The following is a 16,320-nucleotide window of genomic DNA, read 5'->3' on the forward strand; positions in this document are numbered from 1 at the left end:
ACAGCGGCAGTCTAAGACTTTATTTATTAAGTCTTAGACTGCCACTGCTTTTATTATTGGATTAGTCTCGTGTTAAATCAATAACTTCATTTACTGCAAGAAAAAAGGGGGTTACTCAAAAAAACGGCCTAAACATAGGAATAGCGTACAACAATGTCGATGGACAAGAACATAGTCCCATAAGAGCCCGCGCCCAGCGTGGGTTTTCTGTTTTAAGGGACCAAGTTCTTGTCCTTTGCTCAGGACAAGAACTTGGTCCCTTTGCCGAAAATGGACAAGAACATGGTACTATTGCCGATTAGATAATCATCTAAAATAAGCTAAGCGCGTAGAAGAGTTGATCAAAGGCGTTAGTGAGCTAGGGTAGAAGTCGAATATCTTTAGAGGAGAGATACTTTTCAGTCACTGAATAACGGAAACCGAAAAGGGGCGGTTTCTTAGATTATTTTCGGAACTCGCTGTCGATTATGTCTGTTGCACTGCGTTCTAAACGTTTTTTGGAGAATTTCGGAGATCGGTATGCGTGGGATGGCCTAGCTTGGAATGAACTCACAGACGAGGAGACCCGCGAGCTATGGCTTGTTTAGTACGATGTGTTTATTGCGCTACTAAATCATTTTCCGTCTCAATATATGGAGATGAATGAGGCGCATATGGATGAAGTAGCAAAAGAGGTGCTCTCCTATGTTGATTATTCGGAACGGATTGTCCAATTGGCAAGCTCTTGGCATCGTTGGCTGCATCATTATAGCGAGCATCATATACCGCAAGATTATGGCATGGGTATTTTGAATTTTTTTATAACCGCAAACGAATTAATGGTGCTCTAGGGTATATCCCCGGTTCAGATTGCTGCGAAATTCAAGCGGAAGGCAGCTTAGTTTTATTTTTTGATGTCCACTTCCTTGACGGAGGTCCAGATATCTCTTAAGTATGTGACTTACTTCAACATGACACATACTTAAAGGGTATCCTTTTTCTCTAGTTTGCGTTTCAGCTTCCCCATAGTTCAATCACATTAGTAATTGATCGTAATAGTTTAGTGGCATCAATACTAGGTATTCTTTTTTTGAAAATTAGGAATAATTACAATAATAACAGTTAATAATTGTATTACACCTGATTAAGGAGACGTTTATGATGGATGATAACCAAGAAAAAGAAAACACAGTGAAAGTTCCAATAAGTGGAGTTATAAAATGGAAATCCAGTCCCACGAAGATAATAGATTTACCTATAGTTGGAGTTGTAGAATTGAAATCGAATTCGTTGAAATTAGATGATGATTCTATAAGTGGATTTGTTGAATGGAAAACAAGGTCATCGGATTTTAATGATATACCAGTTAGCGCTGTTATCACTTGGAAAAAAAGATCTGCAGAAGAATTAGAATAAACAATACTTAAGCTTTATTATGAAAATGCAGCGCGACTCCGCTTGGAGTCGCTGCCAGCATGTAAAGCAGAAAGTATTATTCGAAAAAGGAGAATCAATAAAATATGTATTCAAGACTACTGGAATATTTATTTGAGAAGGGGAACAACAGAAATATTACTTTTTTTAATAAACAAGATTTAGTGTTGTTATTAGAAACTAGATTTTTGGGGATTTCCGCTATTCTAGAAGAGGAAGGTTATATTAAGTTCTCATATGAACTTAAAAATATAATTGAAGAAATAAAAAAAGTCAATTACATTCGTAACATGAATTTATTAAACGAATCATTATTTACTGACTTATACTTCGAAGAATATCAAATCAAAAGAACATGGTTAAAGGGAATAATAGATATCTATTTAACCCCTTCTCTTCTGAGTACACGCAAATTAAGCGACAGCGATGTAATAGTTGATAACGTAGAACTAGCCAGAGAGATATTACTTAATGTTAATTTCAGGCAAGGGAAATTAGATAGGCAAGGAAAGAATTGGATAACGCTGGATGAAGAAGAAATTAAAAAAATAGAGGCTAATCATTATGAAATATTTCCTTTATCAAAAATTATAGGAATCCCTATTTTTAAATCGGACTTAGATGATAGACTTTTGAATCGCTATCGGATATTTAAGGATGAAAATGGATATTATACTCAATTTAGTCTAGATATTCACCATTCTTTTACAATTGGTTTAAGGCCTACATGGATGCTAAAAAAAGGTGAACACTTTCCTGTCATAAACAAAATAGATGACTTATGGTACTTAATAAACAAATCTTATTATGAAGTTATAATAGGTACTTCTATTGATTTACAATTGTTATTTAAAACAATTATGAAAATAAAACAAACAAATTATAGTTTAAAGAGAATTGCAAGCAGGCTAGCAAATAAGGAATTCGAATTTCTTAATGAAGAGGCATTAATCTGTCTGTTTGCTTTAGCACAAGAAGATATTAGTGAAAATCAACTAATTATATATCTTGAAAAGTTAAAGAAAAAAATTACAGCAAGGAAGATAGCAACCTGACCTTCGTTCGAAGAGTAATGTGACACATTCTGCATTATCCACTACATACCGCGTATTAGGCCGCATTGCTTAGGGAATCCTCCCGTATGAATACATGTTTCCACTTCACTAAATTCTTACATAATCTGAACTCCCAAATCAGAGTTATTCGTTCTTTCCCTGAAGTTTATTTTTTCATGGCTGATGGAATATGCAGCATCACAGCATAGCTGACAGGAGGAATTGTGTTCATTTGAATACTGTTGATTATTCAGGGAATTTTTAGTTCACATTACACATATCCTATATAAGCAGAGAAGGAATAATTGAATATTTATCGGACTAGCTTATCTCATCCTCAGATATCTTCCTCGTGACATTTTAAAAGATAAATTCATTAGAAAGGATAAGTCGAAAGATGAACAAACATTTGATTGATATTTATAATGACAAGTACCAGTATATCGGTGTTGCTGAGAAAAATGTGGCACATAGTACAGGTCTGTGGCATAGGGTTTTTACTTGTCTGGTAATAAATAGTGAGAATAATAAAGTTTTTTTGCAGAAAAAATTACCAGGAAGATACGAATTTGAGAGACCAGATTACTTGGATATTAGTGTTGGCGGCCATTATAAGCACGGGGAATTAATAGAACAAGGAGTAAGAGAATTACACGAAGAATTAGGAGTCAAAGTGCCGTTTAATCATTTGATTCCTTTGGGGATCAGACAGACATCAAAAACTCTGGGTCCTAATTATATAAATAACGAATTTCAACATATCTTTTTGCTTGATTTAAATTACTCTTTAAAAGATTTTTATTTAAGTGATTCGGAACTATCGGGACTTGTTGAAATTGATCTCTCAGAAGTCATTGCTCTTCTTACAGGAAAGTGCAATTCACTTAAAGCAAACGGTATGTTCGTAACAGATCCAGCCAAATTGAAATTCTCGGACATTTCTATAACGATCCAAGACTTTGTTCCTTCATACCTTGAAATTGATCAGTTTTATTTAAGACTATTTCTAGCCGCCAAAAGATATATTGCTTCTAAAAACACTGATGTAATTCTTTTGTGGTAGAAAAGAGGAACAAAAAATATGTTAAATACAGCAATTATTGCTGCAGGTGGTTACGGAGTTAGGTTTCTCCCCTTTACAAAGGGAGTTTCAAAAGAAATGCTACCTATTGGAGGTGTTCCAGCTGTTCAATGGGTTATTCAAGAGTGCATTGATGCTGGTTTTAGAACTATATATGTTGTTACTAGACCGGGCTCTAGTTTAATAAAAGAACAATTTCAGAATGATGAGCACCTAGAAAAATATTTGAAAAGGAATCAAAAAAAAAGAGAATTGTTATCTATTAATTATGAGAATTGGATTGGAAGGGTGGAGTTTATTGAAGAGGATAATTCAATTCCATATGGCAATGCAGCGTCGCTACTTACTCTCAAAGATCGGTTAATTGCGTTAGAATCCTTTGCGATTCTTTTTGCAGATGATGTTCTCATAAACGGCGAAGGTATTGCCGAATTAATCCCCAAAAATAGCATGGGGGATGTTGATGCCGCGATAGCTATCAAGGAAGTACAACGCAGTCAAATGCATAGATATGGAAATGTTGAACTATTCCCAGGAACAAAAAAGGTAAGAACTATTATTCAAAAACCAACGGTTCCAGAAAATATTATTTCACCATTTGCACTAGTCAGTAGAATAATATTAACACCAAAGATCTTTGACTTTATTACATTTGAAGATGGCTGTGAGCCTGACTTAGGAATTGCAGTTTCTAAAATGGCACAGAAGGGAAATGTCATTGCAAAAGAATTAAAAGGAACTTGGGTCTCAGTCGATAACCCTGATTCATATACCACTGCTTTGCTAAAATACTGGCTTGTTAGTGAATATAGGCCACAGCTCAATAACTTGATTCGTCAGATTCTTTTAGAGATTAGTGAAATCCCTTAAAGGAGTGAACGTATGGAGTTTTATCCGGTTGTTTATCAACATGCATCTTGGTTATCAGTCAATCCAATACAGGGTTGCCCAAAACAATGTCAATATTGTTTTTTACAATCTATAAACAAAATCGGTGTTAAACCAGAAGTTCTGGCGTCGATAGACGAAACTATTGAGCTAATTTTAACCTCTCCATTTTATTCTGAAACCGTTCCCTTATGTTTTCTTTCAGAGACTGACGCTTTCTCTACTATAGATAATATAAAATATGTTCGTAATTTGTTGTTAGAATGCAATAATAATCAAATCGATAATCCAAAAATATTTATTACAAAGTGTCACATTCCGGATGAAATAATAGATTTATTTTGCGAACTGATTAAGAAAGGCAAAAAAATTGTTGTTTACTTAAGCTATTCAGGGTTAGACAACACAATTGAGCGGGGAGTAATCCACAAGCATATAAGAGAAAATTTTAAAAGATTACACACTAAAGGAGTACCCATAGTTCATTATTGGCGTCCATTTGTGCCTCAAAATTCAAGCTATGAAAAGTTGAATGAAGTAATAGATTTTGTTAAAAACTACGCTAAAGTTTCAGTGGTGGCTGGTCTGAAAGTTGAAGAGAATTACGTTGGAAAATTAACATTTTGGCCTGAATTGATTGAATTAAAGCGTTCAATCACTGATTCTGAAGGTGTATGGCCGGAGCATGTCATTCCATTTTTTAACGATACGGCGCAGGTTAACCAAAACTACCCTATTTTCCAATCAAATTCGTGTGCTCTTTCCTATGTACTTTCTCAACCTGATTACAATGCGTTTTTTGAATCGGAAATTTGTAAAAATTTCAATAAGTGTCCAATTTATCAGAGGAATCGTTGTGAACAATTTTATTTAAATAAAGAAGTGACTGAAGAGGAGATCGTTTCTGCCTTTGAAAAGATCAATCTTGAATATGATGCAAAAAATGTAAGATTACTCGATTCTCGGACTCTCCAGATTGATAATACTGAATTAACTGTTGCTAAACAATCTTTCTTAACACAATACTTGAAAATAAGGGTTAATGCTAAGAAAGATCCAAAAGATATCTATTGGAATACATCGGTTAGTGGGGCTAGACCTTTATTGGTTAGTTCTGATAAGGAGAAGCATATTAAATGAATGATGTTATATTTTATTATAAAGAATATCCACAAAAGGCTTTGTTCTTAAAGCAAAGATTTAAAATAACGGAAAAAACTAAGTGGACAGCCGGTACAGTTATGCAAGAAATAACTGTACAACTTGGTCATTTAGCGACAGTTATCTTCAATCAAAAAAACAATCCGGTAATCTCAAAGATGATAAATGAAGTGGATAGGCCAATTGTTTCATTAGAGGATGAGATTTCAGATTTATACTTGCAAATATTTTATTTATGTCATATTTTTGGCATCGATCCATTAGAGTTATATTTGAGAAAGCTTGAATCAGAAAGTTCAAATATAGTCAACTGGAGTGAGATTAACTACTTAGAGGTCATATTAATAGTTATTGGGCAGGTGACAGAGTCAGTTATGAAAATTGAGGGAACACGATTTTCTATGGAAAGAAGTAATATTTATTGTGGTGAGATAGGTTTCTTACAGGATAGGTTAGGAGTATTATTGCTAATAACATCTAATTTAGCTGATAATTACCAAGTGAACCTTGCTAAATCTTTTGACAGTATGGAGAAGAGCGCAAAACAATTTTTGTCTTTATATAGAGAGCAGGACTAGATTTATGGATATATACTGCGGAAGATTTACAAAGATCCAACACTTTAATGAAAGTTCTTTATTAAAAGAAACGAGGCAGCGAACTTATTTCGACAAATTATTAATGAGCACAATGTGTGGTAACTCACCTAGTGAGTCAGTCCTTAAATACTATAAAGAGCTGTTAAGCGTAGGAATAAATGTTGCATACGTCAAGGAAATCAAAGAAATAAATGACCATTGTTTTCAGATTATTCAGAGTTATGTAACTGGAATGAATTTAAGAAACTGGCTTTCCAAAACAGCCTTGAAGTACCAGAATATTAATGACCCAGTAGGCAGTAAAAAGATTATTGCACTTTTCCGTACATTAGTTGAATGGCAGTACAAGTTGGTACAACTCAACTCTAAAGCATATATTGATTATAATCTTGATAATTTTGTTATTACAAATATTAGTGGAAAATACCAAGCTGTTTATGTGGATATTACTCCTCCATTATACATGGACCGATTCCCACGCATTAGTAGTAAGTTTTCTATAATTGAACAATTGTACACATCAATTGAAACGCAACAAATCGCATTTTTGGGCTATTGGATGCGTACAATTATAAACTCGAAAAGTTTCCAAATAAATCTTATTCGAAATAGGATTAGTGAGCATTTTTTTCAATTGCTTGAGGTTTTAAGAGATGTTTGGGGAGAGTACTTATCATCTTTAACCGACATTTTTTTATTCTCTAGAACAAAAGAGGAGAAATATCAAAAGGACCCTTTTTATGAACGATTATATGTAATAAGTAAATTCTCCAGTAAAGATATCAGTGGAGAAGAATTAATAAAAAAAATTAATTCGTTTTCCTTAAGGGCTAGCATAGATGAATTTAATAAAGAGCATGAAACTGAAGGTGATTAATATTCTACTAAATACTATCACTTACTTAAAAAATCAAAAATTCAAAAAGAAGACTTTAACTCTTCATAACTTGTGTTTCAACTTATATATTCATTCGGATCTTTACAAAGATCAAATAAATTATTTAAATCATTTTATTTACTGCAGTCAGTTCATCCAAGAATCAAATATTACCTATAAGGTTTATTATATTGTCGACGACTTTATTTTTCAAAAAATTGAGGAACAACATTCAAAATATGAAGAGTTTGGCATTGTTGAAAGTTTTGTAGGAGAGTTTCACAAAAAATATAAATATCAAGGTTTTAATATTTTCGCAAAAACATCTGCAAATTCGCAGTGGTCTAAAAAAGATTTTATAGTTATTAAGCACAATGAGGAAATTTTTATCGTTCTTTCCAGTCTAACTGATAATAAAGAACGCCATCTATTGCGAATTATTAGAGAAGCAGTCCTAAGATATTCAGAAGATAACGGAATGTGTATGTTTCACTCAGCAGCAGTGGCTTTACGAAACAAGGGTATACTGATTTCTGGTCAAAGTGGCTCAGGGAAAACCACATTAATGACTCATTTAATAACAGGGCTGGGCGCTCATTTTACATCTAATGATCGTGTCTTACTTTCATTGAATGACAAATACCTTAAAGCGCTTTATTTTCCTTTAGCCATAAGATTAGGTCCTGGTACTGTTAAAGGTAATTCAAGCCTTCGAAAATATATAGATAACCAATTGACTAGTAGAATACAAATTCATGGATTTCAATGTTTAAATGATATCAATATAAATCAACATTTTAAAACAAAACGAAAATACGAATTAACGCCCTTAGAATTTTCAGTTGCTCTACAAACTCAATTATGTGATGAAGTAACACCAGTTTTAATAATTGAACCATGTATAAGGATCAATGGTGATAAGATTTATAGTGAAGTATTATCAGCAGATGAAAAATTAAAACTGTTCTTAGATAATTGTTTTACACCATACGATGAATCCTGGAAGAACCCTTGGATCTTTGAACGCAATACTTCTCTAAAAACTTTGGTGAAATACAGCAATCAAATATATCAGTTTATATTAAACGAAGTTAAAATTATAAGGCTAAATTACACAGTACAAACAACAACGAAGGAAATTGTATGTGAAATAAACAAACATTTCACTTAGTAAGTTCTCGCAAGAAAAGAAAATATAATAAATTATTCAAAAAACACGGTTCAAATATAATAACATGTGGGTTCTTGACAACATTTGTGTGGCGTATTAAATGAGCTAGAAGCAATAAAACAACAAAATAGAAAAGAGATAAGACAACCATTTACATTAAGACATAGGTCTGATTCATTGACATTGTATAAAATACTATGTCACGTCTGATCTATGGGTTGTGACACAATATAATCATTATACAAAAAGAGGCCTTTCTGTGGTATAAAAAATCAGTAAAGTAGTTTAATGATATGGTGTAATATAGGAATAAGTTCGAATATTGTAAATAATGAAGGGAGGGGGAACATGGGAGGAATATCGCACCGTCAATATGGTACAGATAGGTTTGTACATATACATCAAGGAGAAAGCACTAGTGTTCTAGTGTTGTTGATAATCATGGTACGGAACTGTTGACCTAACTACATCTCATCATTGGTCGATCATCATCTAAAGCGTCTAATCGAAGCAGGGGTATTACCGTCTTTCGTTAATCGTCAAACTGCTAAATCACTTGTTCGGCTTTCCAAATATTGAGGCGAACTCATTAATGGGATAAAATAAGAGAAAAGTAGATTGTTAACTGAAAGGTGCGTTGGGTTGAGTATGGATGATATAGATTATTACGAGAAAAGCATTCGAAATATCGCAGAAAACCAAAATTTAAATCTATATGACGCAGCAGTCTATATTTAAGAAAAAATATTATACGATCCTGAAACTATAATGTGGTTAGTCTCAGTTAGGAGGCAGCTTCTAACGAAGAAGAGGTTGATACTGGACTAGCTCATTACATCAGTACATTCTTCCCAGGGCAAACTAATGAAGACCGATCTGCACTAGTCAGAATGACAATTGAAACTGCGAATCAAGACTTGATCAAATATATGCCAAAAGCCAATCAGCTGGTACCCGGCAAGAAGGTGACCAAATTGATTATTTCGCATTATCACTTCGATCATACGGGCGGATTCCGTGCGGCAGTGGCTGCAGGGCTTACCATATACAGCAACAGAGGCAATGAAGGGGTACTGCGCGAGATGGCGAAGCGGCCAACGCCTCATTATAATGACGTGATTGGTCCGGAAACGAACCGGAACTTTGAGTTTGTCCCTGTAGATGAACATCTCAGACTCAGCGACAGTAAGACCACGGTTGATCTGTACCGGGTAATATCCAATAATCACATGGCCGATGCGCTCTTTGCACATATGCCTGAGCAGAAGGTATTTATGGATAGCGACATTGCTACAGCGGCATTCGATTGGCAGCTATGGCCGGATAGCTATATGGACAATATTAACCGTTATGGCATTGAAGTGGAGAAGGTTACCACTGTACATGAGAAGGTTAAGACACATCAAGAAATATTGGAGTATATTGAAGGTGGACTTCAGCGTGTATTAAAGCGGGAAAGTGAACTTCGCTCCAATAATGAGTACCATCCTGGATATCCCATTTTCAAGACGGGTACTACAGCTAACTCATAGTTTAAGATTGAATTAATATGAATTATCAAAAGCCGGGAATTCTTAAGAGTCCCGGCTTTTACATTAGTTAACAGATACACCTGCACAATTATTAGCGATAAGAAGTGATCAAGCGAAAATTTTAAGATGTGGGCGAGAAAAGATATCAGTGTCGCCAAATTCTATGCAGCCAGGATCAATTACATACCCTTGAATTGAACACGCCCATTCTTAATCCGGCATATCTTGTTCCCCCATTAGCACAAGAGGTGTGCAAGGCTACTTTTTTTTGCTCTGATGCTATTAGTCAAAAGAGGGTTTGGTACGAGCGACCTGCTGCTGTATGGGAAGAGGCGCTTCCCATCCGTATTGATACAGAAGATCCTAATATAACTTACGCTTCTGGGGAGGATGGCACGGTGAAGTTGAAGCTGAAGCGGGAAAGGTATATCGTATCACTCCAAAACAGGTATCCGGAACCGTCTAGCTAATTAGGAGTATCGCATAATGGACCTCTATTATCCACACTAAGTCGTGGATAATAGAGGTCTGTTTTTGTGGTTTAACGATCCGCAAAACACTGCTGTAAAGCCTTTTTTGGCAGCGCGCAAAATTTTGCAAGGCCATTCAAGGTAAACGCAAGAGTTTTGTAGTGCAGGCAAACGGGTATCTGGCTATGCTTAGTCACATGATCCTGTAAGCGTAAACAGAGACGGGGGACGAGAGGAGAATAGAGCGCATGAAAAATTTGATGGACCCGCCAATAATGAACCAGGCGGCACTAAATGGATCCAAACGATCAAGAAGCAATCCGTTTGTATCTATCATGAATACAATCAGAAAGGATATATTTCTTTATCTGTTGATCACACCGGGCCTCTTGTATTTTCTAGTATTTAAATATGTACCGATGTGGGGCGTGCTGATTGCCTTCAAGGATTATTCACCTTTCCTTGGTTTTTTGGACAGCGGGTGGGTGGGGCTGAAACACTTTGAGCGGTTCTTCAGCAATCCTGATTTCTGGAATCTGCTCCGCAACACCATGATGATTAACTTGCTTAACCTGATTTTTTTCTTTCCGTTGCCAATCATTATCTCCCTGGCACTGAATGAAATCCGCAACAAATGGTTCAAAGGAATGATCCAATCGATTATTTATTTGCCGCATTTTCTGTCATGGGTGGTCATTGCAGGCATCAGCTTGATTATGCTGTCCAAATCGGAAGGTGTTATTAATGAACTATTCAGCCTGGCAGGATGGGGGCGTGTTGATTTTCTGACGAATCCGAAGCTGTTCTGGGGGGTGCTGACTGTTCAATCTATCTGGAAGGAGGTCGGATGGGGGACTGTAATCTTCCTGGCAGCTATTGCCGGAGTGGATGTTCAGCTCTATGAAGCAGCTAAGCTGGATGGAGCAGGGCGGCTTCGCCAGATGTGGAATGTCACGCTACCGTCCATCCGCAATGTCATTCTCATTCTGCTGATTCTGCAGATCGGACACATTATGGATGTCGGATTTGAACAGGTTTACTTAATGGCCAACGGCGCGGTGTCTGAAGTATCGGATGTGTTCGATACCTACGTGTACAGAGTGGGGATTCTTCAGGGTCAATTCAGTTACAGTACGGCCGTCGGATTATTCAAATCTGTTATCGGTGTCACGCTTGTAGTAGTTGCGAACTGGCTGTCCAAGAAATTCGGAGAGGAGGGGATTTACTGATGAAACGAAAGGGTTCTATAAGTGAAAGCGGGTTTGACAAAGTCTTCAGCGTATTTAATATTATTTTTCTGGTGCTGTTCGCTCTGATGTGTTTTTTCCCTTTCTACTACGTGTTCGCCGTTTCATTTGCGACACCGCATGAGGTTCGGGCCGGCGGCTTGCTTCTGTTCCCGAAATCGTGGACCTTGGATTCCTACAGATATCTGCTGTCAACCAATGCTTTTATCCGGGCAACAGGTGTCAGCGCCTTTCTGGCGATTGTAGGCACGCTGCTGAGTCTGGTTGTTACCTCTATGCTGTCGTATGGATTATCGCGTAAGCGGCTCAAAGGACGCCGGGTGTTCATGATTTTGATTCTGCTGACTACGCTGTTCAATCCGGGAATCATCCCGGGCTACCTGGTTGTCAAAGAGCTGGGGATGATTAACAGCCTCTGGTCACTGATCATTCCTGTGCTGACAAGCGGCTGGTATGTACTATTAATGAAGGGCTTTTTCGACTCCGTTCCAGCCAGTCTGGATGAAGCTGCACGGATTGACGGCTGCAATGATATGACCGTCTGGTTCCGGATTATCCTGCCGTTGTCCCTGCCGTCACTGGCGGCCTTCGGACTCTTCTATGCGGTTGCCTACTGGAATACATTTTTCTCGGCGGTGCTGTTCATCAATGAACCGGAGAAGTGGCCGCTGCAGATCCTGCTGCAAAATATGCTTATTGATTCTTCGACCTCTATGGGAGTTACGAGTGAAGCTATCCTGCAGGATATTCCTTCCCAGACCAAAAAGATGGCTGCAGTTATTCTTTCAACGATACCGATTCTGCTGGTCTACCCGTTCCTGCAAAAGCATTTTGCCAAAGGAGCCATGGTTGGCTCTGTGAAGGAATGAAATGGATATAATAATATTAGAGGGGGCAATAATTCATGTTTACTAAAAAGAGTGCGCCTAAAATGCTTGTCCTGCTGTTATGTGTAGTCCTGCTCATAGCAGGTTGTTCAAAAGGCGGAAATTCCGCCGGTAATTCAGGAGCTGAGGATGGCAAGCCAACGGATATCAGCATCATGTCGATCTTTTATCAGAAAGAACCTCCTGCCAAAGATAATCCCATTCTGCAGGAGATCGAGAGCCGTACAAACACGAAGCTGAATGTTACCTGGGTTACCGCAAATAGTTTCAGTGAGAAGGTTAATGTGACCCTTGCCTCCGGAGAAATGCCCGATCTGATGCTAGTCACCGATACCGGAAACGCGGCATTCCGTTCTATGGCTCAGCAAGGTGCTTTCTGGGACCTTACGGACCTGATCAAGGACTATCCCAATTTAATGAAATTTCCCGATGTCACCATTACAAACAACCTAATTGAAGGCAAGCTGTACGGCGTACCCCGTGTGCGTCCTACAGAAGGGAATGCACAGCCGCTAATCCGCAAGGATTGGCTGGATAAAGTGAACATGCAGGCGCCTGCCAATATGGACGAGCTTTATGCGGTGATGAAGGCTTTTAAGGATCAGGCTCTGGGTGGACAGAATACCATTGGATTATCGGGTTATGTTAATCAGGATAACATGGGGCAGTTCCAGTTCCTGCAGGATGTCTTTACACATACGGCCGGGAAATTCCGTGTAGAAGACGGCCAATTGATTGACGTGACCTTCGAACCGGAGATGCGTGATGCGCTGGAATGGTTCCATAAACTTTATGCGGATGGATTAATTCCTCAGGACTTTGCGCTGCTGAAGCATGATCAGGCCAAGGATCTGTTCTTCTCCGGCAAAGCCGGCATATTCCTGGACAAGCCAGATCAAATTACAGGAATGCTCTCGGAAATGAACAAGGCAGGGATGGCGGACGCAAGTATTGTATGGACACCTAAGCTTGCCGGGCCGTTGGGCGAATACGCCGCCAAAGGGAATGGCCATTATGGCATGTTCGTTATTCCCACAACAGTATCGGAAGACAAGGTTAAGAAGCTGCTCACCTTCCTTGACTATGGTGCGTCGGATGAAGGGAATGAGCTGGCGAATTATGGCCGCAAAGACATTGAGTTTACGGTGCAGGACGGAAACAACGTACTGACGGATAAAGCGCTCGGCGACCCTAGCTTCGGGTTTATGCAGAATGTATTCAAGAAATACGATAAATACGGCAACATTGGAACGGGTCTGTCTGCAGAGCGGAAAAAGGAAGCTGAAGCCTGGATTGATCAGGCGGCTGAAGTAAGCATTGCCAACCCGGTTGACGGACTTGTCTCGGAAACGGCAACTTTGTCCGGACCGGATTACGATAAGAAGATTCAGGATTTGAAAACAAAAGTGATTATGGGATCGGCTTCTCTGGCAGATTGGGATAAATTCACGGAAAATCTCAAAAAAGACGCAACATATATTAAAATTCTTGAAGAGTTCAATCAGGCATACCAGGCGCGTTCAGGCTCGTAAGCTTTCTTCGATTTGACTTGCATAACTTTTCAAAATAGGATAGGACGGGGTATGATAAACATCAATGAGGTGAAGTGCATATGTTCCAAAAAATGATACCCCGTCTGTCCTTGTTCAACCAGGGAAGTTATTTTCGCAAGAGTCTGATCCTTGCACTGCTGATCTCGTGTCTTCCATCGTTGTTTGTTGCCTTCAGCAGCTATACAGTGGGTGTGCATCAGGCGGAAAGAGAATTATTCGAGCGTCATCAGCTTACAATCAATCAATTCTCTGAGCTGCTCGACAAGCAGTTCGAGCAAATATCGATTGCGATGAGCCGGTGGTCCAGCAGTTACTTGTATAGTGAATACTTAAGAAATTTTGTATTTACGGAGAACATCTCAAGGTCACGGGAGCTTATGGATTCTCTGATTGTTGTTGAAGGTTCTAATGTTCTGATTAAGGGAGCCAATCTGTTCCTTATGAACCAGGAGGCCATTATTTCGTCTCAAGGGATTGAGCATTTGACCCCGGAGGAGATGGAGTCTTATATGCATATCTTCAACCAGCAGAAGGGATTGTTCCTGACTTCCGATATACCGCTTCAAAAAGAAGACCGCACAGCTACGAGTGCCATTGCTTTCAAGCTTCCCTGGTATGCCGAGCAGCCTTTTGGCGCAATCGTGGTCACGCTGAATCAGGAGGAGCTAGAGCAGTCTATGGAGCTGACTCAGGATAATGAGCAGGAGACTGCTTTTCTCATCCGAAAATCCGGAGAATGGATCACCCGGCCAGCGGAGAGAAAGGAGCCGCTGGCCGATCTGGTGCGCAGCGAGGTGCTGGCCCGCAGTGAAAGCGACAGCTCTTACTTCACTTACCGCTATGAAGGGGAGACTTATCTGATCTCCTTCAGTCAGATCTCACAGGCGGACTGGGTCTATGTGGCGGCTACCCCGATGAGCGGATTGACGCAGCCCGTTGTGAAGCTGTCAAGATCCATTCTAATATTTAGCATGGTTGGGCTTCTCTCTGCTGTCCTTCTGAGCTGGTTCGCCTCCAGCCGGCTGTATAAACCGATCCGGAGGCTGGTCAGGCTGTTTGACAATGACATGCGCTATGGGCGGCTGAAACATCAGGAGCTTGATTTCATTGAGAACCGCTGGATGGAATTGACACAGGTGAGTGAGACATTGAAAGAGCGGTGGACCTCAACGGTCCCTGCCCTGAAAGAAGGATTTCTTCTTCAACTGGTGCAGGGACATTTGTATGCGGTTCCGGAAACCGCGCTTAAACAGCGACTGGAAAGCCTCGGCTGGAGTTCAGGAGAGCAGCGGTTTACACTGCTCCTGATCCAGTTATCAGGTCTCGACCTTGCATCAGCCAGATTCAAGGAAGGGGACAGGCAGCTTGTCACATTCGCCGCAGCCAATATTGCTGCAGAGCTTGCCGCGCAGCGCGCCTTATCCGCTGAATCTGTCAATTTCCAGAATATGTCTGTTGGATTGCTGTGCTCTGTGGATTCATCTGTGTCAGCCCAAACGGCCAAAACCAGGCTGCTCACATTCGCTCAGGAGCTGATCTCTGCTCTGGGCGGAATACTCAAGCTGAATGTTACGATAATGGTGTCCGGGCAAGCCGAAGAGCTCAGCCGGGTTCCTGAGTTGCTGGAACAGGCAAGGCAGGCTATACGGTACCGGAATTTATCAGAGGCGCATCAGGTGATTGATCTGGAGGACTTCCAGCCTTCACTTACAGTAAATATCCAGTATCCATTCGAGGAGGAGAAAGACTTTTTTCATGCGATGCGCATGGGACTTGAAGAGGAGTCCAAGGAAGCATTCCAGGCATTTATCCTCGAACTGGAAACGTTCAGTGACCAGGAAGTGATGGTGCAGCAATCCATGCTGCAGATGCTTGGCAACTTGCGGCATATGTTTATTGAGCTGGGCTTCATGCAGCATCCGCTGTTCCATGAAGGGAATCTTTTTGAGGAACTGCTGGGGCAGCGGGATCTGCCGTCTATGAAGAAATGGTTCACGTCAAAGATTATCAATCCGTTTCTGGCGGAATTCCAGCGTGTGCAGAATGTAGGCTCCCGAAGAATCGTCGAGCAGGTTACGGGTTTGCTTACCAATCACTACCGGGAAGATCTTTCGCTGGAGGCTTGTGCGGAGCAGTTCCATACTAGTCCGTATACGCTCAGCAGAGCATTCAAGCAGATCCTCGGCATTAATTATGTGGATTATCTGCAGCGTCTGCGTATGGACAAGGCAAAGGAGCTGCTCATATCCACTACGCTGAAAATTCAGGAAGTAGCCGATCAGGTAGGTTATCAGCATTCGTATTTCAACAAGGTATTCAAAACCGAAACCGGATTAACACCTACCCAGTACCGGGAGAAATTCCGGAGCGGGCAAGCTTAAGCAAT

The 16,320-nt window shown here is 39.6% G+C and carries 14 protein-coding genes; all 14 read left to right on the top strand.

Translation table 11 applies throughout. From position 1 onward, the window contains the following. Positions 1–653 precede the first annotated feature (653 nt). Complete coding sequence (locus NST26_RS16460; RefSeq protein ID WP_340979478.1) at positions 654–830, top strand: hypothetical protein; 177 nt, start codon at positions 654–656, stop codon at positions 828–830. Positions 831–1,137: 307 nt separating this feature from the next. Beyond that, complete coding sequence (locus NST26_RS16465) at positions 1,138–1,395, top strand: hypothetical protein (RefSeq protein ID WP_340979479.1); 258 nt, start codon at positions 1,138–1,140, stop codon at positions 1,393–1,395. A 104-nt stretch (positions 1,396–1,499) separates the two neighbouring features. Beyond that, positions 1,500–2,468 carry a hypothetical protein gene (locus NST26_RS16470; protein WP_340979480.1) on the top strand — a complete coding sequence of 323 codons (969 nt, stop codon included), beginning with the start codon at positions 1,500–1,502 and terminating at the stop codon, positions 2,466–2,468. Between the two features lie 397 nt (positions 2,469–2,865). Continuing rightward, positions 2,866–3,531: an NUDIX hydrolase gene (locus NST26_RS16475; RefSeq protein ID WP_340979481.1), complete on the top strand. Its 666-nt coding sequence runs from the start codon at positions 2,866–2,868 to the stop codon at positions 3,529–3,531. 18 nt (positions 3,532–3,549) lie between these two features. Continuing rightward, a complete protein-coding gene (locus NST26_RS16480; protein ID WP_340979482.1) occupies positions 3,550–4,419 on the top strand; it encodes a sugar phosphate nucleotidyltransferase in 870 nt (289 codons plus the stop codon). 12 nt (positions 4,420–4,431) lie between these two features. Further along, positions 4,432–5,577 (top strand): hypothetical protein, encoded by a 1,146-nt coding sequence (locus NST26_RS16485; protein WP_340979483.1) that lies wholly within the window; start codon positions 4,432–4,434, stop codon positions 5,575–5,577. After that, positions 5,574–6,176 (top strand): hypothetical protein, encoded by a 603-nt coding sequence (locus tag NST26_RS16490; protein WP_340979484.1) that lies wholly within the window; start codon positions 5,574–5,576, stop codon positions 6,174–6,176. The genes NST26_RS16485 and NST26_RS16490 overlap by 4 nt, the downstream gene beginning before the upstream one ends. A gap of 4 nt (positions 6,177–6,180) precedes the next feature. Next, positions 6,181–7,074 (top strand): hypothetical protein, encoded by an 894-nt coding sequence (locus NST26_RS16495; protein WP_340979485.1) that lies wholly within the window; start codon positions 6,181–6,183, stop codon positions 7,072–7,074. Continuing rightward, positions 7,037–8,245: a hypothetical protein gene (locus tag NST26_RS16500; protein WP_340979486.1), complete on the top strand. Its 1,209-nt coding sequence runs from the start codon at positions 7,037–7,039 to the stop codon at positions 8,243–8,245. Before NST26_RS16495 ends, NST26_RS16500 begins: the two co-directional genes overlap by 38 nt. Positions 8,246–9,174: 929 nt before the next feature. Beyond that, positions 9,175–9,777: an MBL fold metallo-hydrolase gene (locus tag NST26_RS16505; protein ID WP_340979487.1), complete on the top strand. Its 603-nt coding sequence runs from the start codon at positions 9,175–9,177 to the stop codon at positions 9,775–9,777. A gap of 718 nt (positions 9,778–10,495) precedes the next feature. Beyond that, entirely contained in the window at positions 10,496–11,476 is a 981-nt protein-coding gene (locus tag NST26_RS16510; protein ID WP_340979488.1) for an ABC transporter permease, read from the top strand. Next, positions 11,476–12,363 carry a carbohydrate ABC transporter permease gene (locus NST26_RS16515; RefSeq protein ID WP_340979489.1) on the top strand — a complete coding sequence of 296 codons (888 nt, stop codon included), beginning with the start codon at positions 11,476–11,478 and terminating at the stop codon, positions 12,361–12,363. The genes NST26_RS16510 and NST26_RS16515 overlap by 1 nt, the downstream gene beginning before the upstream one ends. Before the next feature lie 35 nt (positions 12,364–12,398). Then, a complete protein-coding gene (locus tag NST26_RS16520) occupies positions 12,399–13,913 on the top strand; it encodes an extracellular solute-binding protein (protein ID WP_340979490.1) in 1,515 nt (504 codons plus the stop codon). 80 nt (positions 13,914–13,993) lie between these two features. Further along, entirely contained in the window at positions 13,994–16,315 is a 2,322-nt protein-coding gene (locus tag NST26_RS16525; protein ID WP_340979492.1) for a helix-turn-helix domain-containing protein, read from the top strand. The last annotated feature ends 5 nt before the right edge of the window (positions 16,316–16,320 follow it).

The sequence above is a fragment of the Paenibacillus sp. FSL R7-0128 genome (assembly GCF_038002245.1).
Lineage (GTDB): Bacteria > Bacillota > Bacilli > Paenibacillales > Paenibacillaceae > Paenibacillus_AQ > Paenibacillus_AQ silagei.